Source organism: Streptomyces phaeochromogenes (assembly GCF_001418655.1).
Lineage (GTDB): Bacteria > Actinomycetota > Actinomycetes > Streptomycetales > Streptomycetaceae > Streptomyces > Streptomyces phaeochromogenes.
Map to the genome: position 1 here is coordinate 21,968 of NZ_LIQZ01000064.1, position 24,638 is coordinate 46,605.

The following is a 24,638-nucleotide window of genomic DNA, read 5'->3' on the forward strand; positions in this document are numbered from 1 at the left end:
CCGTCCCCTCATGCCTGAGGAATCCATGACTCCCACCCCCCACCTCACCGAAATCGCCGCCCGCGTGGAGCGGCCGGCCCCATTCCAGCCGGTCGACCGTTCGCTTCTCCCGGAAGCCGGTACTGCGACAGTGGACATCGTCGTGCCGGTCTACAACGAGGAGCGTGCCCTGCCCGGGTGCCTGCACACCCTCCACGCCCGGCTGTCCGAGGGATTCCCCTTCCCCTGGCGGATCACGGTCGCCGACAACGCCAGCACCGACGACACCCTCGCCACCGCCCGCCGCCTCGCCGACGAACTGCCCGGGGTAGGCGTCGTCCACCTGGACCGGAAGGGGCGCGGGCTGGCCCTGCGTACCGTCTGGGGCGCCAGCGACGCGGACATCGTGGCGTACATGGACGTGGACCTGTCCACCGGCCTCGACGGGCTGCTCCCGCTGGTCGCCCCGCTGGCCAGCGGGCACTCGGACCTCGCGATCGGCTCCCGGCTGGCACCCGGAGCGCGCACGGTGCGCGGGCCGCGCCGCGAGTTCGTCTCCCGCTGCTACAACGGCATCATCCGGCTCACCCACGGTGTCCGTTTCACCGACGCCCAGTGCGGGTTCAAGGCGGCCCGTACGGACGTGCTCCGGCCGCTGCTGGAGGTGACCCGCGACGACGCGTGGTTCTTCGACACCGAGTTGCTCCTGCTCGCCGAGCACAACGGACTGCGCGTCCACGAGGTGCCGGTCGACTGGGTCGAGGACGTCGACACCCGGGTGGACGTGGTGAGCACCGCCACGGACGACCTGCGGGGTTTGTGGCGCATGGCGCGACTGAAGGCCTCCGGCGGCGCCCGCGTCGGCATTCGACCGCGTCCTGCCCCGTCCGCCGAGCACCCCGACGCAGTCCTCGCACCGGCCACGGGACGTGGAGTGCTGTCGTGGGAGGTCGGCTGCTTCATCGCGATCGGCGTCGTCTCCACGGTCGGGCAGGCCCTGCTGTACTGGCTGGCACGCGGCTGGTGGACCCCCGCCGTCGCCAACCTGGTCTCGCTGTTCGTCCTCACCGTCCTCAACACCGAGGCGAACCGGCGCCTCACCTTCCGGCACTCCTCCACCGCGCCCGCCCGCGCCCACCTCGGTGCCGGCGGCCTGTTCGTCCTCGGCTACCTGGTCACCTCCGGGGCGGTGCTGTGGTTCAAGTGGTTCGATCCCGGCGCCTCACCGGCAGCCGAGACCGCGGTCCTCGCCGCGGCGTCCGTCGCCGTCACCGGCGTGCGCTTCGCCACCCTGCGGCTGGCCGTCTTCGCCGGTCCCCGCAGCCGTACCAGTTGACGAGAGCGAAACGAGACATGAGCAACTACGCGCACATCACGTCCGTACCGGCGGCTTCGGAGCACGCCGGGACGCGTACGTCCGTCCGCTCACTGCCCACCTGGGCGGCACCCGCGGCACTCGGAGCCGTCCTGGTGCTCGCGGCGATCCTGTACGGATGGGCACTGGGTTCCCTGGGCTGGGGCAACAGCTACTACTCGGCGGCCGTGAAGTCGATGGGGAAGAGCTGGACGAACTTCCTTTTCGGCTCCTTCGACCCGATCGGCGTCGTCACGGTCGACAAGCCGCCGGCCGCGCTCTGGCCGCAGGTGATCAGCAGCAAGTTCTTCGGGTTGCACGGGTGGGCCCTGATGCTGCCGCAGGTGCTCGAAGGAGTGGCCGCGGTGCTGGTGCTGCACCGCACCGTTCGCCGTTGGGCGGGTGAGGGCGCGGCGCTGGTCGCCGCCCTGGTGCTCACGCTCACGCCCATCACCGTGGCCATCAACCGGGACAACAACCCGGACACGCTGCTGGTCCTGCTGCTGGTGTCGGCGGCGTACGCGCTCACCCGCGCGCTGCAGGCGGAGGGCAGGTCCGCGACCTGGTGGCTGTGCGCGAGCGGCTTCCTGATCGGGTGCGGATTCCTCACCAAAATGCTCGCCGCCTGGATGGTCGTCCCCGCGTTCGCCGTCGCCTGGCTCGTGGGAGGAAGCGGCGCCTGGATACCGCGAGTGCGGCGTCTGCTGGGCGCGGGAGCCATCCTGGCGGCGTCCTCCCTGTGGTGGGTCGCCATGGTCGCCCTGTGGCCGGGCGACCGCCCGTACATCGGCGGCAGTGAGGACGGCTCGGCCTGGGACCTCGTGATCGGCTACAACGGGCTGGGGCGGGTCTTCGGTTCCAGTGACGGCATGCCCCAGGGCATGGGCGGCGGGGGAGGCGGAGGCGGCGGCGGGTTCGCCGGCGGGTTCGGCGGCCAGTCCGGTCCGACCCGGATGTTCGACTCGCAGGTGGGCGGTCAGATCAGCTGGCTGCTGCCCCTCTGCGGACTGGCGCTGGCCGGCGCGGTCGTGGTGGTGGTGCTGCACCGACGCGGGAAGCTGCCCGCCTCCGCCCTGCTGCCGGCCTCCGGCTGGCTGCTGTGGGGAACCTGGCTGGTGGTCTGCGCCGCCGTGTTCTCGACCCAGAAGGGCATCTTCCACCCGTACTACACCACCCAACTCGCCCCGGCCATCGCCGCTCTGTGCGGTGGGCTGACGGCCGGCCTGGTCCGTGTGCACCGTGCGGGCTTCCGCTGGGCGCCCCTGGCCGGCGCGGCCGGGGTCCTGGTGAGCGTGGTCTGGGCGGTGGTGCTGGTCCGCCGTGTACCCGACTGGAACGGCTGGCTGGTGTGGCCGGTGCTGCTCGTGGGCTGCGCCGCCGTCGTCCTGCTGGTGCTGGCACGACGGAACGCCCGGTTGCTGACGGTCGCCGTGGGCGCGGCGGTGGCGTCGGTCCTCGTCGCCCCCGGAGCCTGGGCGGTGAGCGTGCCCGGCTCCACCGGTATGGGCGGCTCCAACCCGACGGCCGGGCCGACGACGATGGGCTTCGGCGGGGGCGGCGGAATGCCCCGGCAGGGTGGAAACGGCGGAGGCCTTCCGTCGGGCATGCCGTCCGGGATGCCGTCGAACATGCCGGGCCTCCCCGGCGCCGACGGCTCCTCGAGCGGGTCCGGTGCACCCCCGTCCGGCGAGATGCCGTCCGGGATGCCTTCCGGCATGCCCACGGCGGGAGCGGGGGGCGGTACGCCAGGAGCCGGCTCGGGAAGTGCCCCGGGCGGTCCCGGCGGTCCCGGCGGCGGTGGGGAACTCACCACTGACCAGCGCAAGATCCTCCAGTACGCCGTCAAGCAGGCACCCGACGCACGAATCAAGCTCGCCGTCGAGGGCGGCGCCCTGTCCGCCAGCTCCTTCATCCTGGGCACCGACGAGACCGTCATCGGCATGGGCGGCTTCACGAACAGCGACAACGCGCCGTCGGTGGCCCAGCTGAAGGAGTGGACCAAGAACGGCGAACTGCGCTACATCCTGGGTTCCGGCACCAACGGCGGCGGGCCCGGCGGCATGTCGGGCGGATACGCCAAGCAGCGCTCCGACTGGATCGCCGACAACTGCACGAAGGTGCCGGCGTCGTCCTACGGCGGCACGTCCTCCGAGGAGGACAGCGGAGCTGTGATGGGATTCGGGGGAGCCGGCGTGCTCTACGACTGCGCGGCCAAGTAACCCGGGCCGGAGCGGGCACCACCAGACGGCAGAACGGACCAGCAGACGTCATGACCGACAGGCCCCCAGCAGCGAGGCCGGGACATCGGCTCCTCGTGGTCGAGGACGAGCCCAGCATCCGTACGCTGCTGGAGGCGACGCTCCGTCTGACCGGATACGAGGTGAGCAGCACCGACACCGGGCAGTCGGCCCTCCTGGAGGTCGAACGCCTGGAACCGCACCTGGTCCTGCTCGACGTGATGCTGCCCGACCTGGACGGCTTCGAGGTGACCCGCAGACTGCGGGCGGCGGGGAACGACTGTCCGATCCTGTTCCTCACCGCCCGCACCGGCACCCACGACCGGGTCAGCGGCCTGCGCGCGGGCGGAGACGACTACGTCTCCAAACCGTTCAACATCGAGGAGGTCCTGCTGCGCATCGAGGCCATCCTGCGCCGAACGGCTCCGGCCATCACGGCACGGGTGATGCCGAGCGTCCTGAGCTACGCCGACCTGGAACTCGACGAGGGCGCCCACGAGGTGCACCGCGCGGGGGAGTACATCGCGCTGTCACCCACCGAGTTCAAGCTCCTGGCCTACCTCCTGGCGAACGCGGGCCAGGTGGTGACCAAGGTCCAGATCCTCGACCACGTCTGGAGCTACGACTTCGCCGGTGACGTACGGATCATCGAGACGTACGTCCGCTACCTCCGCAAGAAGATCGACTGCTTCGATCCACCCCTCATCCAGACCGTGCGCGGTGTCGGCTACAGCCTGCGTCTTCCCCGCGACCACGCAGGGACGTCGGAGCAGTGACCCACCTCCTGCCCCGGCCGCCCAGATCACTGAGACGACGCCTCGTCGTGGGTGTCACCGTGCTCGCCACCGCGGCGGTCCTGGCTTCCCAGGCCATCGGTTATGTAGTGCTTCGGTCCTGGCTGCTGGACCGCGTCGACGAGCAACTCGTCGAGTTCCACCCACCGGCACCGGCCTTCTACGACGCCCTGGACGGCACACTCCCGGCGCCGGGGAAACAACTGGACGTGCTGCCCTCGGATTTCCACGTCTACTTCTACGACGCCTCAGGCCACCGTCTGAACGGTTCCCTCGGCTCCGAATCAAAGCCGGGACCTCAGCTGGCCGATGAGGTGCAGGACCTCGGTCTGCGGGACGGACATCCGGAAACCATGCCCGCCACGAGCGGTGACGGCCGCTGGCGAGTGATGCTCAACCCCGGCCCGGACGGAATGAGCGCGGTGGTCACCCTGCCGCTCGACACCGTCGACGGCGCCGCCTCGAAGGTCTTGTGGCTGAACGCAGTCCTGCTTGCCGTCACGATCGTTGCCCTGCTCGCCCTGGGCCGGTGGGTGGTCAGGCTGGGCCTGTTGCCCTTGACCAGAATGGAAAGTACCGCCCAGGACATCACCGCGGGTCGGCTCGGCCTGCGGTTGCCCGACACCGATCCGCGCACCGAGATCGGACGGCTGGGCCGGGTCCTGAACTCCATGCTCGACCGCCTCCAGAAGGCGCTGCTGGCCCGCGAGGCCTCCGAGGCGCGGCTGCGTCGGTTCGTCGCCGACGCAGGGCACGAACTGCGCACCCCGCTCACCGCCATCCAGGGCTACGCCCAACTCGCACTGCGCCCGGAGCGGCGCCCGGCGCAGGAACTGCAGGAGGCCAACAGGTTCATCGCGCAGAACGCGGAACGCATGAGCCTGCTCGTCGACGACCTCCAGCTGCTTGCCACCCTGGACAAGGAACCCTCCTACCGGAGGGAACGGGTCGACCTGCTGTCCCTGGCAGCGGACGCCGTCAGTGCGACCGCCGTCCACCGTGCGTCCCATCCCGTCGACCTCGGCCCGCTGCACACGGCGGCCGATCCCACCGGAGCCGAGGAACTCGACGTCGCGGAGACCGTCGGCGACCGGCACCGGCTGCGGCAGATCCTCGAGAACCTGCTGTCCAACGCCCGCGTCCACACCCCGCCGGGCACATGCGTCCACGTCCGCGTCGGCACGGCGGAGGCGGGGCCCGGAACGGGCGGCACGGACCGACCCGGACGCTCCGCCGCTTCACCGCCCCTGCCGGAACGCCTGCCGATCAACGTGATCGAGGTGGCGGACGAAGGGCCGGGCCTCGAACCCGTCGACGCCGAGCTCGTCTTCGAACGCTTCTACCGCGCCGACCCCGCCCGTTCGCGCCTCCACGGCGGCAGCGGCCTCGGTCTCGCCATCGCCGCGGCCATCGCCGAGGGCCATGGCGGCCGCCTCGAACTCGACACGACTCCCGGCCATGGCTGCACCTTCCGCCTGGTCCTGCCCGCAGCCGACCCGGGCCGGGAACCTCGCTGATTGACGTGCAGGTTCTCCGAGGGCTTCTGAGAATGGAGATGATGCTCGTCAGCAGGTCAGCGGTGTGCATGATACCCGTGCTGCGATCTCCAGGAATCTGCGAGTAACTATGGGAAGTTCGCAGCAACTTCAGTGATCCATGTGCTTGTGTCAGATTCTGAAGGTCGCACTCTCACTCTCGTGCCGCCGCCACGTGCTGCGGAGGAGGGATCAGGTTCGATCGAGACCGGTTTGGCAGCTGTCGTCACGCTCCAGCGGCGCCGCCAGGCACGGATGTCCGCCCAGGACGAGCAGGGCTTCTTCGTCGACGCGCCCACCGAGTACCAGTGGGCACGGGACTCAGCCGGACTGGCCCCGTCGACGATCGACCAGCTGATCATGATGCGGTTCGGAGCGACGGTGGAACCTGTCGACCCGTTGAACAGGTCTGTGCACCGTGGGGACTTCGGGTTGCGGATCCCAACCTCACAAGCGGCGATGAGGGAGTTCTTCGCCCGCTGGCGGGAGCAGTTGCCGTACGCCCGGAAGTACGCCGTGGCCTGCCGCGACTACGTCATGACGAAGATCGCGTACCTCTCCGGAGCACGGGCTGCCGGGCTGTGCCCGGTGACGATCGGCGACATTCACTGGGAACACGGCCAGTGGGGCCGGTTCGTCGTCCAGGCAAGGGCGCTCGCGGCTCGGGACACGGCCCCGAGAGGCCTACATGTTCCGAGAGGGGCGCGAGCTGCTCTGGTGGTACATCGAGGAGGTCCGGGCGGAGTTCGGCGACGACGCTGATCACCCGTCCGCGCCCCTGTGGCCGTCCGAGCGCAAGCCCAGGGCGATAGCGGCGCTGAACCTGCCGATCGCCCCGGCGACCACACCCTCGACATTCCGCCGCCAGCTCCACGCGGCGGCCGCGAGCTACCTGACCGGCCCGATCACCGACCTCTTCCCGCACCTCTTCAACCCCGAGCATGCCAAAGGTGGCAGCGAGCTCGCGGGCGGCCCAGCGCCTGGTGATGGACAAGGGAAACCTTCAGTGAAGTGGAATCTGCGGATGGTGGCCGCTCAGCGGGACCTGTGGCGTCCCACCGAGTTGCTGGAGGTGTTCAAGACAGTTGGATTCACGCCGTCGCTGAGCACGGTCGCCGCGATGTGGAGCGGCACACCGGTCACGGTGCGGCTCGACGACCTTGACAAGATCTGTGCCGTGCTGAACTGCACGGTTGGAGACCTGCTCCAGGCCGAGCCCCTGGAGGCCGCTGCGGCAAAGACCGAAGCACTGCCGAAGGCTGTAGTCGCTGAAGGCTTCGACGGGGGCCAGTACGGCCGACGCCCCGTCGGCAGGGCAGCCGTCGCTCGCTGCCACCGAACTGACGAATGGCGACACGATCTCATCCCGCTCAGCGCCCGGACTGCCAGGGCTGGGGGGACTCACCCGGGACGACAAGCTGCGCGGACTGCGGCGAGTCCTGGCCTGGTCATGCAGTTGTCACCGAGCGGCCTCCCAGGCCGTCCACAACCCGGCGTACACACCACCGGCATCAACCAGCTCTCGGTGGGTGCCGGTCTCGATGATCCGACCGCGCTCCATCACCATGATCCGGTCGCAGGTCGCTGCTTGGGAGAGACGGTGCGCGACCACGACTGCGGTGCGCCCGGCGAGGACAGCATCGGCAGCGCGGTCGAGCTGTCCGGCGTAGGCGGAGCCGGCCTCGGCGGTCGCTTCGTCAAGGATCACCAGATCGGCGTCGGCGAGCAGCAGGCGGGCGAGGGCGAGTTGCTGCGCCTGTGCGTCGGTGAGCGGGTGTCCGCCGACACCCAGCAGAGTGTCCAACCGGTCGGGGAGAACATCGAGGACCGATGCCGCGCCGGTGGCTTCCAGCGCTGCATGGAGGTCGAGGTCGGTGGCCCCGGGCGCGGCGAGGGTGAGGTTGTCGCGCAGGGTGCCCGCGAAGACGTGGACCTCCTGGGTGATCATCGCGGTACGGCTGGGGCGAGTCACCCTCCCGGCCTCGGGCAGGTGGGTGCCGGCGACCACGCCGGCGAGCGTGGTCTTGCCCGCCCCGGACACGCCGACGACGGCCACGCGCTGACCTGACGGGATGTCGAGGGTGATGTCGTCGAGCACCCGTGGCCCCTCGCCGTAACGGAACGAGACCGCGTCGAGCCGTACGGCGGTGCTCGCGGCCTGCGCTGGGACATCCGACGAGCCGAACGCGATCGTGACGACCCCGATCATGCGGCTCAGCGAGGCGAGGGCTGACTGCAGGGTGTCGATGACCAGCAGCAGCTGGTTGACCGGTCCGAGCAGGCGCAGCACGAGCAGCATGGCGGTGGTGGCGGCGCCGACGGTCGATGCGTTGTGGTCGATGAGGACGAAGCCGACGACGAGTACGGCGGCCAGGCTCAGGCACTCCCCGAGGTTGAGCCGGGCATTGAGCATGCTCAGCACGGTGCGTGCACGGAGCGACTGCCCCGCGACGCGCCAGGAGTCCGTCATCACAGCCCGGTGTCGTTGTTCGGCGAGCCCGAAGCCGAGCACGGTGGCGTAGCCGCGCTGGGACTCGAGGATCTGCTGGGCACGCGCGCTCATCGCCGTGCGCTCGGCGCGATGGACCCCCAGTCCGATGCGCAGGTACCACCGCACGGCCAGCACGTAGACCGGCAGTACGACGGCGAAGGCGGCGGCGTAGGGCCATTCCAGTGCCGCGAGCCCGCCCAGCGAGACGACGATGGTGAAGGCGGTGACGGTGAGCACCGGGATCACGGCGGGGGCGGCGTCGGCGATGGCGGTGACGTCGTCGCTGGACCGCGAGATCAGGTCCCCGGTACCGGCGCGCTCGACGAGGTGCTGCGGGAGCGTCATGGCGCGGCTCACGAGCTCCTCGCGCAGCGCGGCGAGGATGGAGTGGTAGACGCGGGTGGCGAGCACGATCGTCAGCGCGGTGCCCGCAGCGCCGAGCACTGCCGAGAGTGCCATGACGACCGTGACCGTCAGCACTGTGGCGAGGTCCGCGGTGCCGGCCTGCACGCGGCCGACGAGGAATCCGATCGCCACGGGAACGATCAGGTCGACGCCGGTGCTGACGATCCCCAGCACCCCGGTCGCTGCGAGCCGGAGCCGGTACCCGTGGCTGAGCCGCCACACCTCCCTGGCCGTCTCGCGGCCGCTCGCGACCGGCAGCCCGGCATGGGAAGTCGCGGTCTCGGCCACGGCGGAGGTGCCGTTCACAGCGCCGTCCTTGAGAGTGCGGGTACGTCGTCAGGCAGTTCCACGACGCGGTCGCAGGCAGCGAGCAGTGCCGGGGCCGAGGCGATCAGCAGCGTCGAGCGGCCTGCCCGGACACCGCGCAGCCGGCCCGCGATCGTGTGCTCGGTGACCGAGTCGACCGCGGTGGTCGGGTCGTGCAGCACGAGCACCGGCGCGTCGCTCGCCAGCGCGCGGGCGAGCGCGACCCGCTGGCGCTGGCCGCCAGAGAGCCGGTTGCCGCCCTCGCCGACCGGGACGTCGAGGTCGGCCGCGAAGTCGTCGCAAGCGGCGGCCCGCATCGCGGCGTCCACCCGCTGGGGCGCGCCCGCGATCACGGCGACGTTGTCGCGGAGGGTGCCGCTGAACAGTGTGACGCGGTGGGGCGCGACGGTGACCCGTGCGCGGTACTCGACCGGGGACAGCTCCCGCGCCGCGATCCCGTCGAGCCGCGCCTCGACCCCTCCCTCGGGCCGCGGGTCCAGCAGCGCCTCGACGACACGGGCGGCGGTCCGGTCGTCTGCGCGTACGCCCACGAGCTCGCCGGGCTCGACCCGGATCGTCACCCCGGGCCCGGAGATGCTCGGCACGACCACGTCCAGCTCCGGCAGCGCGGTGACCTCCCGCCGGGTCGCGTCATCGGGCCCGGCCGTCGACGCGGCGTTGTCCCGCAGCACGTCGAGGACACGCACGGACGAGGCGCGGGCGCCGGCGAGATTGGGGACGGACGTGCTCGCGATCGCCTGGATCTGCGGCAGCAGCGCCTGGGCGAGGCCGACGGCGGTGATCAGCCCGCCGATGCTGAGCTGTCCGTCCACGGCGAACCAGCCCGCCAGCCCCACCACCGCGGCGACGAACGTGCCGCTGACCACGCCAGAGCCCACAAGGAACCTCCCCAGCAGGCCCGCGTTGCGCCTGGCGCCGACAAGGGTCTCCTGGCTTGCCTGCCGGTACCGGCTGGTCGCCTCGGCCTCGGCACGCATCCCCTTGATCACCCGGTAGCCGGCGACCAGGTCCGTGGCCTGTCCGACCGTGGAGGCCAGCAGCCCCTGGTACTCGCGGGTGTCCCGGGAGAGCCGCTCGCTGAGCACGCCCATCGACCAGACCGCGACCGGTGCCCCGAACAGCACCACGAGTCCGAGCAGCCAGTGCGTGGCCAGCAGCGATATCGCGATGAATCCGATGGCTGTGACCCTCGAGACCGGGATGATCGTCAGGATCACCGCGTTGGACAGGCGCGCGACGTCGCTCGTCATCACCGAGACCACGTTGCCGCCCGGCGCACGGGCGGTGCCGCCGACCGGGTGCAGCACGCCCGTGGAGAGGGTGCCGCGGAGTCGGTGCTGCAGTACCTGCACCGCGTGGGCGGTCAGCCGCAGCGAGAGCCTCGCCGCCGACGTCAGCGCGACGTAGAGGGCCACCAGCACGCCGAGCCACAGGACCAGCTGTCCCTCGTCCCCGGTCGCAACGGCCCGGTCGATCGCGAGTCCCATCACCAGCGGGACCGCGGACTCGCCCACCTGCCACACGATCGCCAGCAGCATCGCGGGAACGCTGATCCGCTTCACAGAGAAGATCACGCGCAGCAGGAACCGGCCCGGGGTGGTCCCCGGCCCGGACTCGAACGGCCGAGCGCCGAGCGGCTCGGCGGGAGCGAGCAGGAGCACTGGCAGCCGGCGGGTCAGCGGTCCTCGCCCCAGTCCTGCGGTGTCGGCGCCCGAGAAACGCAAGGAGTTCCTCATGCCTGGCTCCGATTCCTGCTCCGGAGCGGGAAGCACCAGAGCAGGGCATCGGCGAAGATTCCTCGCCACCATGCGTAGTCGTGTCCGCCGGCGAACTCTCTGTAGAGGGTGTCGTAGCCCTTCTCGGTGAGTACGTGGTCCAACCAGCGGCTGTGGGTGTTCGAGCTCTCCAGCTCACCGACGTCGTGGAAGATGCGGATCGGTGCCGTTTCTGCTGCCAGGTAGTCGGCGATCAGTGTCGGTACGGGGGTACGGCGCAGCAGCTCGCCCGATCGGGTGCCCCACCTGAGGTCAGGGTGGTACCCGCACGACGGGGACTGGAGGATGGCGTTGCCGAACGTCGTCGGGTGGTGGAGCGCTGTCCAGCCGGCGCACAGACCGCCGAAGCTCTCGCCAGCCAGCGCAACGTCACCGGGGTCCCGCGAGAGCGGATACCGGTGGTGGAGCCACGGCAGCAGTTCCTGGACCAGCATCCGGGAGAACGCCGGGTTGCAGAGCAGCTCTTTGTCGCGCTGCGGTGCGGGCTGACCGACGAGGACCACCGCGCAGGGTCGGACCAGTCCCGCCCGGACCAGGGCGTCACGAACGCTCGGCGCGCTGTGGTCCGGCGTCCCGTCCAGGTGGATCACGAAGGGCAGTGGGCTCTCGTCCGAGAACCCTCCCGGGGGCATCGAGACCCAGATGCGGCGTTCGTTTCCCAGGAGCTCGCTCGCCAGCACGGCAGCTTCCACGGCCGGGGCCGGCCGTGCTTCGGCCTGATCGAGCCAGGGCAACGGGACCGCGTCGGGCAGCACTGCCACCGAGGCCCCGGAGAACCGCTCCACCGAGCACTCCGAGAACCTCGGTGGCGGGTTGAACGGGTCCGGGAGCCGTGCGTCCTCACCCGTCGGCCCGCGTCGTGTGAACACGTACGAGAAGCGCAGGTCGGAACGCATCCGCAGGGTGAGTACGCGGAACGGCGTCCCCGCCACCGGGGCGAACTCCGTGTCGATCGGGTTGAAGCCGATTCTGGGGCCGATCACCACCGAGAGGGTGACCGTCGTGTCGTCTCCGGGCTCGTCGACGAACGTCACCTCCACCTCGTCCGCGGAGACCCGCTCGACCAGCGGTGCACCCGTCTCCTCGAGGTGTCGTCTGAACCTTTCCGGGCTCCACTCACCGGTCGACAGCTTCTCGACCAACGGATCAGCCATTTCTCGCACTCTCCACGTCGGTGTTGCCGGCGGACCACTGTCGGGTTCGTTCGCGGCCGAGCGGCACCACCTGGGGGCTGCCGGCCACCGGATCGGGCACCACCAGGCAGCGCAGGCCGAACACCTCCTCGACCAGCTCGGCCGTGACGACCTCGTCCGGAGTGCCCTCGGCGACCACGGCGCCGTCCTTCATGGCGATCAGGTGGGTGCCGTAGCGGGCGGCGTGGTTCAGGTCGTGCAGTACGGCGACCAGGGTGTGGCCGACGTGGTGCAGGTCGGTGAACAGCTCCATCAGCTCGATCTGGTGGGTGATGTCGAGGAAGGTGGTCGGTTCATCGAGCAGCACGATGTCGGTGTGCTGCGCGAGCGCCATCGCCACCCACACTCGCTGGCGCTGCCCGCCCGACAGCTCGTCCACCAGGCGCCCGGACAGGTCGGCGACCGAGGTCTGGTGCATCGCCCTGAGCACGGCCTGCTCGTCGTCCTCGGTCCACTGCCGGATGAACCCCTGGTGGGGGTACCGGCCCCGGGCCACGAGGTCGGCGACGGTGATCCCGTCCGGGGCGATCGAGGTCTGCGGCAGCAGTCCGACGCGCCGCGCCACCTCTTTGGCCCGGTAGGAGTTGATGTCGGCACCGTCGAGGACGACCTGTCCGGCCGACGGCCTCCGCAGTCGGGACAGGCTGCGCAGCAGGGTGGACTTGCCGCACGCGTTCGGCCCGACGATGACCGTGAACGACTCGTCGGGGATCGCCACCGAGAGGTGCTCGGAGATGATCCGCCTGTCGTAGCCGATCGTCGCCGACTCCACACGCAGGCGCGCGGTGTCGGGCGGGGTTGCGCTCACAGGCGTCTCCTGGCTTCGGTGAACAGCAGGTATCCGAGGTAGCCGCCGCCGAGCACGACGGTGATGATGCCGACCGGCAGCGGGGTGGGGGCGACGTGCTGGGCGAGGTAGTCCGACGCCAGACACATCAGCGCGCCGACGAAGGCGGCGGGGGCGAGGGTGATCCCGGCGGTGCGGGCGAGTCGGCGTCCGATCTGCGGCGCGACCAGCGAGATGAACGCGATCGGCCCCGACGCGGCCGTGACCGTCGCCGTCAGCGCCACTCCCACCAGGAGCAGGCCAAGGCGTGCGGGCGAGACCCGTACCCCTTGCGAGACGGCCGCGTCGTCACCCAGCTCCATCTGCCGCATCGGCCGGCTCAACATCCCGGCCAGCAGCAGGAGTACGGCGATGCAGGCGCCGCCGATGACGACCTGGTCCCAGGACACGCCGTTGAGCGACCCGGCACCCCACGCGGCCGCGGACATCGCCTGGTCCAGGTCGGCCTTGAGGATCAGCCAGGTGTTGAGCGACTCGAGCATCGCCGCGACGCCGATGCCGACGATGATCAGCCGGAACCCCTGCACCCCTCGTCGGTGGGCGAGTACGTACACGGCCACGGCGGTGGCCATACCGCCCAGCAACGCCCCGCCGACCAACTGCACGTAGGTGCCGTTGACGACCAGGATCACGATCAGCGCGCCGGTGTAGGAGCCTTGGGTGAACCCGACGATGCCGGGGTCGGCGAGCGGGTTGCGCAACAGTGACTGGAAGACCGCCCCGCTCACACCCAGGGCTGCGCCGAACACCAGCGCCGCCGTCACCCGGGGCAGCCGCCACTCGACCACGATGTCGTGGACGATGTCGGTCTCCCGGCCGGTCAGTGCGGAGAGCACCTGACCGGGGCTCAGCGAGTACGAGCCCGTCATCATCGCGAGGACCGCTGTACCGGCGATCGCGACCGCGAGCACCGTGCAGACGACGACCGAGCGCCACTGGAGCCGTACCGCGATCCGCCGGTGCCGCAGCACCAGCACCCGCCGCCCGAAGTCCACCCGCGGAATGTGCGTGTTCACAGTCCGCTCGATTTCTTCCGCCGCACCAGCGCGACGAGAACGGGGGCGCCGACGAAGGCGGTGACGATACCCACGGGGATCTCGCCGGGTCTCATCACGATGCGGCCGAGGATGTCGGAGACCAGGAGCAGGCTCGGGGCGAGGAGGATGCTGTAGGCGAAGATCCAGCGTTGGTGCGGGCCGACGATCCAGCGGGCCACGTGCGGCACCATGAGTCCGACGAATCCGATGGGTCCGGCGATCGCGGTGGCGCCACCGGCAAGGAGGGCGAGTGCGGTCACCGCGAGCACACGGGTGCGTACCAACCGGACCCCTTGGGCGACCGCCAGCTCGTCACCCAGAGCCAGAGCGTTGAGCGGGCCCGACACCGCGAAGGCCAGGATGAGTGCCACCGCGAAGAACGGCAGGATCGGCCACACGACCTCGAGCGGGCGACCCGCGATCGACCCGGCGTTCCAGTTCCGCATCGCGTCGAAGGCGTCCGGGTCGGTCAACTGGAGCGCCTCCCTGGCGCCGCCGAGCACGGCACCGACGCAGACCCCGGCGAGCACCATGACCAACGGCGAGTGGCCCTGCCGTGTCGATCCGAGGGCGAGCACCAGGAGCGTGACGATCAGTGCCCCCGCGAACGCGAACCACATGTAGCCCTGGATGTCGCGGACGCCGAGCAGACCCACGGCGACCGTCACCGCGAAGGACGCACCGGCATGGACGCCGAGGAGACCCGGATCGGCCAAGGGATTGCGGGTGAGCGCCTGGATCAACGCGCCCGACAGACCGAGGGCGACGCCGACGACCAGACCCACGATCGTGCGCGGCAGCCGGAAGTCGCGGATCGCGAACTGGTCGACGTCGGCCGAGGAGTGGAACAGCGCGTCCCACACAACTGACGGCGCGATCGCCGTCGACCCGATCATGACACTCAGCACCAGCAGGACCACCAGTACCACCAGTGCGACGACCAGGCCGAGCAGACGACGACGCGGTCCGGGCACCGCCTCGGTGCCCGGACCGTCCTGCCGCAGGGCGAGGGCTGTCACTGCTTGCCGGGGAGGGTCGCCAGTGCGCTGTCGAGCGAGTCCAGGTACCGGATGACGGGCCCGTAGGAGTTGTTGCCGGGGCAGAAGACCCCCAGCGCTCGATCGGAGCCCACGGCAGGCAGCGCCTTCCAGGTGTTGGTCGCGACCACCGACTTGAAGGGCTCCGTCGGCTTGCCGTCGGCGTCGACGGGGTAGGTGATCACGTCGTACTTGGACAGCTCACTGATCTGCTCGAACGGCAGGGACTCGTAGGCCAGGGGGTCCTTGCCCTCGGCTGCCTCGGGGAGGTCCAGGCCGATGTCGTCCCGGGCGATCTCGGAGCAGCCGATGTCCGCGATGTAGAACGTCCCGGGATCGCTCCAGTCTCCGCGGGAGACGTCGACGAACGAGGTGTCGTTGATGATCTTGCCGTAGGTCTTCTGGATCTTGGCGACCTTTTCCTTGAACTCCGCCTTCTGCCGGCTGAGCGCATCCGCGGTGTTGCCGGCCTCCGCGATCGCGTCGGCGAAGGCCTTCCACTCGGTGTCGAGCCCCCAGGACACGGTCGGGGCGATTGCCTCAAGCTGCTTGCCGACCTTGTCCCAGTCATCCGAGGAGAACTGGACCAGGATGAGGTCCGGCTTGAGGGCGGCGAGCTTCTCGAGGTCCACCTCACCACCGCTGTTGCCGATGATCTCGGCTGCCTCGTACGCGGTCCTCTGTTCCTCCGGCAGCACGTTGAGCTCGGACTCGGACGCCTCGGTGACGCCCACCGGCTTGCCGCCCAGATCGATGAAGGGGAGGTTCGTGTTGCCGATGGTGACGATTCGCTTGGGGTCGGCGGGAACCTCGATGGTGCCGTTCTCGGCCTTGACGCTGTGGGGCTCGCCGGCCTTGTCGCTTCGGGTCCCGGCGGCCTTGTCGCCGGTGTCGTCGCCGTCACCGCCGCAGGCGGTGAGGACGAGCGAGGCGCTCATCAGTGCGGCAGCAAGGGCTGCGCCGCGTCTCATCAGGGGGGTGTTGCTCATGGGTGGTCTTCTTTTCTCTTGTTCTGGGTCTGGAGGGGTTCAGTCGGCGGTGGAGCGGAGGAGCTCATGGACGGTGGCTCCCAGGCCGACGGTGTGCGCCGACCTGCGCGTGAGGCCGGCCCGGGCGATGACGGCGTCCAGCTCCGCTGCGGTGCGAAGGCCGGAACCGTGGCAGACCAGGCCGATCAGGTCCGCCTCGCCGTCGTGCTCGTCGAGGTCGTCGGTGTCGAAGACCTCCTCGATCAGCAGCACCCGTCCGCCGGGGACGAGGTTCTCGGCTGCCCGGCGCAGTGCGTGAGCAGCGTCGGCGTCGGGCAGGGTCTTGAAGGCGCGGCTGATGAGAACGGCGTCGGCTTTTGGGCTGGGCTCGAAGACGGACTGCTCCAGCACGCCGACCCGCGTGCGTTGCTGGTCCTCGGGAATCGTGGCGGGCAGGTCGCGGCGCAGCCAGTCGGCCTGGGCGGGCAGGGCGCAGATCGTCACGCGCAGGGTTTCGTGGGCTGCGACGTACTCACGGGCGTGGGCGCCGGCACCTCCGGAGTGGATCACCAGGTGCTGGACTCCGGCAAGCAGGTCGGACGTGGCGATCGGTTCGGCCAGAGCGGGCTGGAACTTCGCCAGGCGCTCCAGGTGACGGTCCTCGTAGTCCTGCTCGGCTCGCACGTCGTCAAAGGTCTGGCCGGTGACCGAGGCGTAGGCGGGCCGGCCGGTGCGGACCGACTCCGTGAGGCCGTGGATCCCGAGCATCTCGCGACCGACCACCCCGGCGGAGTGGAGCCGGTCGGCGATGAACTCGAGAGTGAGGACGTCGCCTACCGGCGTCAGGGCGTAGTGACACGGTTCTGTCTCGGTCACCACGTCCAGGGTGTGCAGGTAACGCAGCAGCTTGCCCAGAGCGCGCTCGTCGGCGCCGACCTTGGCGGCCAACTCGGTCACGCTGGTCACGCCGCGGGAGACCAGATCGGGAACGCCCAGCTCGACGGCGGTGCGGATCGCGATCGGCGCGACGAGCTCGGTCAGGTCGTGGAGCTTCTGGAACGGGGTGACCGTCCTCTCGGGGTCGGGTACCGCCCCGTCGGTCTCCAGTGCGACGACCTCGGAGCGACGCCAGTAGCCGGCGAAGTCGATGTCCTCCTTGGGCACGCCCCGGTCCTCGACCAGGTGCCGGCGGATGTCCCGGACGGCCGTGTGCTCGCCGGCCAGCCACGCGAACGCCTGGCCCGACCACCACTCCGCGCTGCGGACGGTCTCGGTGAGCAGCGACACGGTCCCGGCCGTTTCGCCGGGGCGGACCAGCCACGTCACGTCGACCCCGGGCAGCTCGCGCAGCTCCTGGCGGTGGGCGTCCTCGGCGATCTCGATGAACACCTGTGCCCGGGCGTCGGGCGGGAGCTCGTCGAGCAGGCGGCCGATCGCGGGGAGTGCGGTGTCGTCGCCTGCCACGAGAAACCAGTCGGCGCCGGTCGGGAACGCCTTGGACGTGCTCGGGCCGCTGAGGTGGATCCGGTCACCCGGCCGGGTGCGATAGGCCCACGTCGTTCCCGCGCCCACCCCGTGCCTGACGAAGTCCACGTCCAGCTCGCCGGCCTCGGGGTCCCAGCGGCGGACCGTGTAGACCCTCGACAGCGGTCGAGGATCCTTGGGCACGATCAACTTGGCCTCGCCCTGGACCGGGAGCACCGGATCGCGCTGACCTGGGTACGGGAAGTAGAACCCGAGGTCGTCGTCGAAGCCCGCGGACTCGAAGGGCGGCCGCACGAGGCCGTCCGCTGTGGTGAACGCACGCAACTGTTCGCCGCTCAGCGTGACCCGTCGCATCCCCGGGGTGATGTCGACAGTCCGGACCACCTCGACCTCACGCAGGGTCGGCGAGTGCACGGTGAGTCGGCGCGAGGTTCTGGGCATGCGGGGAACTGACCTTTCCGGTCGCTTCGAGGGCAGGAGTCGCGCACCGGCATCGGGAGGGCGTGCACTGCTAAAGTTAGGTGAACCTTACCTACGATGGTGTGCGCAAACTGCCGTAGAGTTAGGACATGGTGGTCCCCTCCTCGTTCGCCACAGGCGCCGGCGACCCGCCGCCGATTCCGACCGCGCGGTTGGGTTCGGCAGATGTGCCCGCTCGACCGCTGCTGCTCTGGGTTCGCACCGGCGTGGCGCAGGTGCGCCTCGACGGCGGGCCGGTGCACCACCTCAAAGCCGGCGAAGGCGCCTGGATTCCCGCAGATGGCTGGACAGAGCGGGCGATCATCACTGAGCCGGGCACTGTCGCCTTCCCGCTGTGGCCCCAAGCCGGCGTCGGCGCTTGGGGGCCCTCGGAACTGACGCGGTTCGACGTTCCCAGTGGCTGGCAGGACTGGTTGATCCAGCTCTTCAACCTGCAGGTCACTCCTTTCAGAGGCCGCGGGTATTCCCCCGAGGCGATCGAGGAGCTCCTTCGGCGTCCTGGCTCGCGCTCGCCGACGCCCGTCGGGGTCGGGCGAAATCCGAGCTCAGAGGGGTTCGCCTCGCCGGCAATGCCGCGAGCCCTCGGCGCCAGAGCAGTCGCCGAGGAACTGATTCGCGACCCCGCGCTCGACCTCACGGTCGAGCAATGGGCTGCGCGGGTGCTCTCCAGCGCGCGCACCCTTCGCCGTGACTTCCTCGCCGACACCGGGCTCACGTTCGAGCAGTGGCGGCTGCTCTGCCGACTCGGCGCTGCCGTGGAGTTCCTCGCTGCCGGTTACGACGTGGACCAGGTGGCCGCTCGAGTGGGCTTCGCCAGCCGCAACGGCCTCACGCGAGCCTTCAAGGGACGGTTCGGACTGACCCCCCACGAGTTCGGACGGGAGCTCTCCGCCCGACCCGGCGCCGGCGGACTGACGCAACGGGCAGCGGCGGCACGGCAGACCGACGACCTGATCCGGATGATGCGCAGGACGGACACTCCCGCTGCGCCCGCGATGCTGCCCCCGGCCAGCACGCCGTCGCACACCAACGACATCCACGTCCTCAGCTGGATGTATCGAGGCAGCGGGTACCTGGACATCGGCGACCAACGCTACGAGCGGGAGCGAGGGGTGGCGACCTGGATCCCCGCAGAAGTGGAGCATGTCACCGGCCTCCGCGAGAACTCCGTCTCCCTGCCGCTGGGCAACGCGAGCCCCGGCGACCTCCAACTGACAGTGCCGCTGCATGTGCGGTTCTCGCCTGCGTGGGACGACTACTTGATGTTCTGCTCGATCAGCGCCCGGTCCGGACTGCGTCCTGACGACCACAACCCCCGCCACATCCTCGACCTGTTCGCGGAACAGGTTGCCGCGCAGCGAGCGCTGTCGGTGCCGATGCCCACGAATCCGCGCGCGCGTGCTGTCGCGATGGAGTGCTTGCGCCGTATCGGCGAGCCTGGCGGGACGCACAATGTTGATGTCGCTGCTGAGATCCACCGTGCCTTCCGTGACGAGACAGGTATGACACTGGGTCGCTGGCGCTATGCCGCCCGCATGCGCATCGCTCGCGACCTGCTCGCCGGGGGCGCGCCGCCCAGCGCCGTCGCGCGCCGGATCGGGTACGCCCACCTACCCACGTTCAGCGCCGCCTTCTCCCGCTTCCACGGACTGTCTCCGCGCGACTACCAGCAGCGCGAGCCCGAGCGGAGCCGGTAGCAAGCTTGCTGTCCTGCGTTTCGCGAGGTTGGGGATCATCGTGAGGCGGGTCATGCTCTCGGAGTGCGCAGGTCTGGTCTCGCCCGGCAGCTCGAATCGGCCTCGGGGAAACCGGCCGTACTGCGTATAGAACTTCCGCAACACGGCGTAGCCGAGTCGCGCCGCGCTTGCCGGACACGAGTCCCTGCTCGTCCATCAGCAGCGTCCAGTGCTCGACCATGTCGTCCAGGTCCAAAGTGTTACCCGCGCGCGTTTCGAACTTTGCCATGCGCAAGTCCAGTTGGCGTGGTCACCCGTCGGCGTTCTGTGGGGTCCCGATCCTGCCGGTGCGCGGCAGGTTCACGACGATTCGCGCACCACGAGTTCGGTGGGAAGAACGACGTGCTGACGCGGCTCTTCGGGATTGCTGATCTCTTCCAGGAGGATGCGGGCGATCGTGTTGCCGATCTCCTCGATGGGCTGACGCACGCTGGTGAGGGGCGGGTTGCTGTGCCGGGCGATGATGGAGTCGTCGAATCCGACCACCGCCACATCGCCGGGGACGCTGCGCCCCTGCCTGCGCAACTCCGCCAGCGCCCCTGCCGCCATGACGTCCGAGGCGACGAACACGGCGTCGAGCGTGGGGAGTTGTTCAAGGAGTGAACGCATCGCTGTCTCGCCGCCCTCCTCGGTGAAGTCGGCCGAGACCACGAGGTGCTCCGTGGCTTCGCGGCCCGCCTCCTCAAGGGCCTCGCGCCACCCCTGGAGTCGGCTGCGAGCCACGTCCATGTCGAGGGGGCCGCTGATCGTCGTGATGGTTCGCCGCCCGCGAGCGAGGAGGTGCCTGACGGCCGCGGCGGCTCCGCCCGCGTTGTCGGAGTGCACATGGCTGAGCGACTCGGCGGGGGAGCGGCGCCCGGCGAGCACCGTGGGCAGACCCATGTCCTCCAGCAGGCCGGGCAGCGGGTCGTGCTCGTGCACCGAGACCAGGAGTACTCCGTCGACGCGCCGTTCCGCCACCGACTCGGTGAGCTGGTCCCGCTCGGCCTGGTCGCGTACGAGGACCAGTTGGAGCTGTGTCCGGGTCTTGGCGAGCGCGGTGCTGACCCCGCGGATGACTGCTGAGAAGTAGGGCTCGGAGCCCAGTCTGCTTTCGGACTCGGGAATCACCAGGGCCACGGAGTTCGTCCGGTTCGTCACGAGCCCCCGGGCAACGGAGTTCGGGACGTAGTTCAGCTCGGCGATGGCGGCGAGCACGGCGGCCTTGGCCTTGTCGCTGACGAGCTCCGAGCCGTTGATGACTCGTGAAACCGTGGTACGTCCGACACCGGCGCGCGCGGCCACGGTCTTGATGGTCGGGCGTTGCCTGCCCTCCATGTCGCCTCCTCGCTTGCGCGGTGCCCGAACGGCTTCCACCAGCGCATTGTGCCAGACCGGTCACGAGTGCCCGGCGGGTCCGGGTGCGGGAGTGCGACATCTTCCGGCAACGAAGTTGCTTCAACTTCTTGACAGGAGCCTTTTGCGGCGGCCACGCTTCGGGCTTCCGAGTGGGCACGTTCCCATCGTTATTTGGGAACGTACCCACTTGGACAAATCGGGACCTACGAAGCGGACCGTGGGGCCCGAACTCCGGTGCGTCAGCGCCGCCGCTAGGAGGACTGAATGGGCAAGGCCCGAAGGAAGTTGCGTACACGAGCCGTGGCCGCCATATCGGCTGTGTCGGCTCTCGGCCTGGTCGTGGGCTGCGGAAGCAGTGACAGCGGGGGGACCGGTGGGGGCAAGAAGGACGGCAAGGTCACCATCACCATGGGGCTGTTCGGCGTCATGGGCTTCAAGGAGACCGGCCTGCTCGACAAGTACATGAAGGAGCACCCGAACGTCGTCATCAAGGCGGACGTCGCAGGTGACGAGCAGACCTACTACACCGCCCTGCAGACCCACTTGGCCGCCGGCAGCGGGCTGAAGGACATCCAGGGCATAGAGATTGGTCGGGCCAAGGAACTGTCGGACACGCAGAAGGACAAGTTCGTCGATCTGGCCGGCGTGGCCGGGACGGACCACTTCCTGCCGTGGAAGCAGAGCCAAGTCACCACAGAGGACAAGAAGGTCATCGGCCTGGGGACCGACATCGGCCCGATGGCGGTCTGCTATCGCAAGGACCTTTTCAAGCAGGCCGGCCTGCCCACCGACCGCGACGAGGTCGCCAAGCTGTGGGAGGGCGACTGGTCGAAGTACGTCGATGCGGGCAAGGAGTTCAAGCAGAAGTCGAAGGACGACAAGGTCGCCTTCATGGACAGCTCCAGCGGGCTGTTCAACGCCATGATCTACGGCAACTCCCAGCAGTTCTACGACAAGGACGGCGAGCTCATCTACGCCACCAACCCTGTCGTGAAGGACGCGTGGAAGCTGGCCTCCGAGGCGGCCACGTCCGATCTGACCGCCAAGCTCCGCCAGTTCCAGCCCGGCTGGGACCCCGGCCTGGCCAACAGCACCTTCGCCAGCACCGTCTGCCCGGCGTGGATGCTCGCGCACATCAGCGAGAAGGCGGGCCCCGAGAACAAGGGCAAGTGGGACGTCGCCAAAGCGCCGAAGGGCGCCAACTGGGGTGGAGCGTTCCTCGGCGTGATGGAGAAGAGCCCTGTGAAGAAGGAGGCGCAGGACCTCGTCGCCTGGCTCACCGCCCCTGAGCAGCAGGCCTACCTCTTCAAGGAGATCGGCAACTTCCCCTCGTCGCAGACCGCGCTCGGGATGCCCGAAGTGGTGGACGCCAAGTCCGACTACTTCAGTGGCGCGCCCATCGGGAAGATCTTCAGCGCCGCGGCCCAGGAGATCCCGGACGAGCAGGTGCTCGGCCGCAAGGACGGCACCATCAAGGACATCTTCTCGCAGGGCCTGACCTTGATCGAGGCGCAGAACAAGAGCCCGAACGAGGCATGGAAGACCACGGACAAGCGCATCGAGAAGGCCGCCGGCTGACCTCGGGCCCCCTCGCCCACCTCCGCAGCAGTCCGGCGTCCCACGCACGGCCCCAAGTGGGCCGCCGGGCCCCTGCCCTCCCCGTCACCCTCCAGGAAGGACGCCTTCCGGTGGCCATCTCCACCCCGACAACCCCAGACGGAGCGCCCGGTGCCGCCCCGCCCGCCGGGTCCGGCACCGGCGCGGAGCATCAGCGGCGCAGCACGCTGCTGCACCGTCTCGACGTGCGCGGCGCGCCGTACGCCTTCATCGCCCCGTTCTTCGTCGTCTTCGCCGCCTTCAGCTTCTACCCGCTCGTCTACACCTCGTGGATCTCCCTGCACCGCGTCGAACTGTCCACCCTGAACCTCATGGAGTGGGTCGGTTTCGACAACTACACGGCCCTGTGGGACGACGACCGTTTCTGGAACGCACTGCTCAACACGTTCACCATCGGCGTCCTGTCGACCGTGCCACAGCTGTTGATGGCGCTCGGTCTCGCGCACCTGCTCAACTACCAACTGCGCGGCTCGACGTTCTTCCGGGTGGCCGCTCTGACGCCCTACGCCACGTCTGTGGGCGCCGCGGCCCTGGTCTTCACGATGCTCTTCGAACGCGACTTCGGCATGATCAACTGGATGCTGAGCCTGGTCGGCATCGACAACATCGACTTCGAGAACAACAAGTGGGCAGCGCAGACGGCCATTTCAACGATCGTCATCTGGCGCTGGACCGGCTACAACGCCCTGCTCTACCTCGCGGCGATGCAGGCGATCCCACGCGACCGCTACGAAGCGGCGGCCATCGACGGCGCCTCGCGGTGGCAACAGTTCCTGACGGTCACCATCCCCGGCATCCGCTCCACCATCGTGTTCACCATCGTCCTGTCCACGATCGGCGCCACCCAGCTCTTCGGCGAGCCCTTGATCTTCGGCCAGGGTCCGAACGGCATCACCGGGGGAGCGGACAACCAGTACCAGACGCTGGGACTGCTGCTGTACGAGGAGGGCTGGAAGAACTATCAGATGGGCCGGGCCGCCACGGTCGCCTGGGCGATGTTCCTGCTGCTCATCGTGGTGTTCGTCGTCCAACGACTTGTCGCGCGCGTCATCGCGCGCAAGGGCTGACCGGGAGATCTCCATGACCACTGACAGCATCCCGGTCCAGGTGCCGGACGCACGCTCCGGCACCGCGCGAAAGGACACCCCGCCCGCCCGGCGGAGCCGACAACTGTTCCGGCACCCGGGTGCCGGANNGCTGTTCTCGCTCTTCCCGCTCTACTGGACGATGGTGGCGGCGTCGACCGACAACACGCGCGTCACCCAGACGCCTCCGCCGTTCCTGCCGGGACCCCATCTTCTGGAGAACCTGGGCAAGGCCTGGCAGGACGCCGCGCTGGGCAAGGCCATGCTCAACAGCCTGATCGTGGCCGGCGTGATCGCCCTGTCCACGGTGCTGTTCGCCACCCTGGCCGGCTTCGCCTTCGCGAAACTCCGCTTCAAGGGCCGCAACATCCTGCTCATGCTCGTGATCGGCACGATGCTGGTGCCGCCTCAACTCGGCGTCGTACCGCTGTTCATGATGATGACGGAACTGGGCTGGGGCCAGCAGTTGCCCGCCGTCATCTTCCCCACGCTCGTCAGCGCCGTCGGGGTGTTCTTCATGAGGCAGTACCTCAGCGAGGCGCTGCCCGACGAACTCGTCGAGGCCGGCCGCGTGGACGGTGCGCACTCCCTGCGCATCTTCTGGAGCATCGTGCTGCCGATCGCCCGGCCGCCCATGGCCGTCCTGTTCATGATCACGTTCGTGCACGCCTGGAACGACTTCTTCTGGCCGTTCATCGTCCTCGACATGTCCAACCCGACGGTGCCCGTCGCACTCACCCAGCTGAGCGCGGGATACATACGCGACCAGTCGCTGATCATGGCGGGCGCCCTGCTCGGCACGCTCCCCCTGCTCGCCATGTTCATCGTCTTCGGCCGTCAGATCGTCGGCGGAATCATGCAGGGAGCGGTCAAGGGATGAGCGCCCCGCCGGCCCCCTGCTGCCGCGCCCCTCCGGTA

At 69.5% G+C, this 24,638-nt stretch carries 17 protein-coding genes and 2 pseudogenes; 10 read left to right on the top strand and 9 right to left on the bottom strand.

The window, feature by feature from the left end; genetic code table 11:
* The first annotated feature begins 25 nt into the window (after positions 1 to 25).
* The 6 genes and pseudogenes from AOK17_RS09220 to AOK17_RS48190 all read left to right on the top strand — a co-directional run bounded on the left by AOK17_RS09220 (position 26) and on the right by AOK17_RS48190 (position 7,243).
* Positions 26 to 1,315, top strand: a complete 1,290-nt coding sequence (locus AOK17_RS09220; protein WP_055611861.1) for a bifunctional glycosyltransferase family 2/GtrA family protein — start codon at positions 26 to 28, stop codon at positions 1,313 to 1,315.
* A gap of 17 nt (positions 1,316 to 1,332) precedes the next feature.
* Positions 1,333 to 3,552, top strand: a complete 2,220-nt coding sequence (locus AOK17_RS09225) for an ArnT family glycosyltransferase (RefSeq protein ID WP_055611862.1) — start codon at positions 1,333 to 1,335, stop codon at positions 3,550 to 3,552.
* 50 nt (positions 3,553 to 3,602) lie between these two features.
* Positions 3,603 to 4,346 (top strand): response regulator transcription factor, encoded by a 744-nt coding sequence (locus AOK17_RS09230; protein ID WP_055611863.1) that lies wholly within the window; start codon positions 3,603 to 3,605, stop codon positions 4,344 to 4,346.
* Complete coding sequence (locus tag AOK17_RS09235) at positions 4,343 to 5,881, top strand: sensor histidine kinase (RefSeq protein WP_055611864.1); 1,539 nt, start codon at positions 4,343 to 4,345, stop codon at positions 5,879 to 5,881. Before AOK17_RS09230 ends, AOK17_RS09235 begins: the two co-directional genes overlap by 4 nt.
* Before the next feature lie 231 nt (positions 5,882 to 6,112).
* Entirely contained in the window at positions 6,113 to 6,661 is a 549-nt protein-coding gene (locus AOK17_RS52090; RefSeq protein WP_245697068.1) for a site-specific integrase, read from the top strand.
* A gap of 244 nt (positions 6,662 to 6,905) precedes the next feature.
* Positions 6,906 to 7,243: pseudogene (locus AOK17_RS48190) on the top strand (helix-turn-helix domain-containing protein).
* A 115-nt stretch (positions 7,244 to 7,358) separates the two neighbouring features.
* On the opposite strand, the gene AOK17_RS09245 reads toward AOK17_RS48190, so the two are convergent.
* From AOK17_RS09245 to AOK17_RS09280, 8 genes are read right to left on the bottom strand one after another with little or no spacing between them, the layout of a single operon-like run.
* The gene (locus tag AOK17_RS09245) at positions 7,359 to 9,101 is read right to left on the bottom strand and encodes an ABC transporter ATP-binding protein (RefSeq protein ID WP_055611865.1); all 1,743 of its coding nucleotides are present in this window, start codon (positions 9,099 to 9,101) and stop codon (positions 7,359 to 7,361) included.
* On the bottom strand, positions 9,098 to 10,858 hold the full coding sequence (locus AOK17_RS09250; protein WP_245697069.1) for an ABC transporter transmembrane domain-containing protein: 1,761 nt from the start codon (positions 10,856 to 10,858) through the stop codon (positions 9,098 to 9,100). Before AOK17_RS09250 ends, AOK17_RS09245 begins: the two co-directional genes overlap by 4 nt.
* Positions 10,855 to 12,051, bottom strand: coding sequence for an alpha/beta hydrolase (locus tag AOK17_RS09255; RefSeq protein WP_055611866.1), 1,197 nt, complete (start codon positions 12,049 to 12,051; stop codon positions 10,855 to 10,857). Before AOK17_RS09255 ends, AOK17_RS09250 begins: the two co-directional genes overlap by 4 nt.
* Complete coding sequence (locus tag AOK17_RS09260; RefSeq protein ID WP_206190713.1) at positions 12,044 to 12,898, bottom strand: ABC transporter ATP-binding protein; 855 nt, start codon at positions 12,896 to 12,898, stop codon at positions 12,044 to 12,046. The genes AOK17_RS09255 and AOK17_RS09260 overlap by 8 nt, the downstream gene beginning before the upstream one ends.
* Entirely contained in the window at positions 12,895 to 13,953 is a 1,059-nt protein-coding gene (locus AOK17_RS09265; protein WP_055611867.1) for a FecCD family ABC transporter permease, read from the bottom strand. The genes AOK17_RS09260 and AOK17_RS09265 overlap by 4 nt, the downstream gene beginning before the upstream one ends.
* The gene (locus AOK17_RS09270; RefSeq protein ID WP_206190714.1) at positions 13,950 to 14,993 is read right to left on the bottom strand and encodes a FecCD family ABC transporter permease; all 1,044 of its coding nucleotides are present in this window, start codon (positions 14,991 to 14,993) and stop codon (positions 13,950 to 13,952) included. The genes AOK17_RS09265 and AOK17_RS09270 overlap by 4 nt, the downstream gene beginning before the upstream one ends.
* Positions 14,990 to 16,000 (bottom strand): ABC transporter substrate-binding protein, encoded by a 1,011-nt coding sequence (locus tag AOK17_RS09275; protein WP_055611868.1) that lies wholly within the window; start codon positions 15,998 to 16,000, stop codon positions 14,990 to 14,992. Before AOK17_RS09275 ends, AOK17_RS09270 begins: the two co-directional genes overlap by 4 nt.
* A 39-nt stretch (positions 16,001 to 16,039) precedes the next feature.
* Complete coding sequence (locus tag AOK17_RS09280; RefSeq protein WP_055611869.1) at positions 16,040 to 17,905, bottom strand: siderophore-interacting protein; 1,866 nt, start codon at positions 17,903 to 17,905, stop codon at positions 16,040 to 16,042.
* A 128-nt stretch (positions 17,906 to 18,033) separates the two neighbouring features.
* On the opposite strand from AOK17_RS09280, the gene AOK17_RS09285 reads away from it, so the two are divergent.
* Complete coding sequence (locus tag AOK17_RS09285) at positions 18,034 to 19,641, top strand: AraC family transcriptional regulator (RefSeq protein WP_079052895.1); 1,608 nt, start codon at positions 18,034 to 18,036, stop codon at positions 19,639 to 19,641.
* A 339-nt stretch (positions 19,642 to 19,980) separates the two neighbouring features.
* On the opposite strand, the gene AOK17_RS09290 is transcribed toward AOK17_RS09285, so the two are convergent.
* A complete protein-coding gene (locus AOK17_RS09290) occupies positions 19,981 to 20,997 on the bottom strand; it encodes a LacI family DNA-binding transcriptional regulator (protein WP_055611870.1) in 1,017 nt (338 codons plus the stop codon).
* A 285-nt stretch (positions 20,998 to 21,282) separates the two neighbouring features.
* Between AOK17_RS09290 and AOK17_RS09295 the strand changes: the two genes are divergently transcribed.
* The 3 genes and pseudogenes from AOK17_RS09295 to AOK17_RS09305 form a co-directional block, all read left to right on the top strand.
* On the top strand, positions 21,283 to 22,596 hold the full coding sequence (locus tag AOK17_RS09295) for an extracellular solute-binding protein (protein ID WP_055611871.1): 1,314 nt from the start codon (positions 21,283 to 21,285) through the stop codon (positions 22,594 to 22,596).
* A gap of 110 nt (positions 22,597 to 22,706) precedes the next feature.
* Positions 22,707 to 23,702 carry a carbohydrate ABC transporter permease gene (locus tag AOK17_RS09300; protein ID WP_107102337.1) on the top strand — a complete coding sequence of 332 codons (996 nt, stop codon included), beginning with the start codon at positions 22,707 to 22,709 and terminating at the stop codon, positions 23,700 to 23,702.
* Between the two features lie 129 nt (positions 23,703 to 23,831).
* Positions 23,832 to 24,600, top strand: a pseudogene (locus AOK17_RS09305) (carbohydrate ABC transporter permease); the annotation flags it as partial.
* Between the last annotated feature and the right edge of the window lie 38 nt (positions 24,601 to 24,638).

What these genes read in the sequence shown, in the direction of transcription:
- AOK17_RS09220 (WP_055611861.1), top strand. Translation starts at nt 26, where the DNA reads ATGACTCCCACCCCCCACCTCACCGAAATCGCCGCCCGCGTGGAGCGG.
- AOK17_RS09225 (WP_055611862.1), top strand. Translation starts at nt 1,333, where the DNA reads ATGAGCAACTACGCGCACATCACGTCCGTACCGGCGGCTTCGGAGCAC.
- AOK17_RS09230 (WP_055611863.1), top strand. Translation starts at nt 3,603, where the DNA reads ATGACCGACAGGCCCCCAGCAGCGAGGCCGGGACATCGGCTCCTCGTG.
- AOK17_RS09250 (WP_245697069.1), bottom strand. Translation starts at nt 10,858, where the DNA reads ATGAGGAACTCCTTGCGTTTCTCGGGCGCCGACACCGCAGGACTGGGG.
- AOK17_RS09255 (WP_055611866.1), bottom strand. Translation starts at nt 12,051, where the DNA reads ATGGCTGATCCGTTGGTCGAGAAGCTGTCGACCGGTGAGTGGAGCCCG.
- AOK17_RS09275 (WP_055611868.1), bottom strand. Translation starts at nt 16,000, where the DNA reads ATGAGCAACACCCCCCTGATGAGACGCGGCGCAGCCCTTGCTGCCGCA.
- AOK17_RS09280 (WP_055611869.1), bottom strand. Translation starts at nt 17,905, where the DNA reads ATGCCCAGAACCTCGCGCCGACTCACCGTGCACTCGCCGACCCTGCGT.
- AOK17_RS09285 (WP_079052895.1), top strand. Translation starts at nt 18,034, where the DNA reads ATGGTGGTCCCCTCCTCGTTCGCCACAGGCGCCGGCGACCCGCCGCCG.
- AOK17_RS09290 (WP_055611870.1), bottom strand. Translation starts at nt 20,997, where the DNA reads ATGGAGGGCAGGCAACGCCCGACCATCAAGACCGTGGCCGCGCGCGCC.
- AOK17_RS09295 (WP_055611871.1), top strand. Translation starts at nt 21,283, where the DNA reads ATGGGCAAGGCCCGAAGGAAGTTGCGTACACGAGCCGTGGCCGCCATA.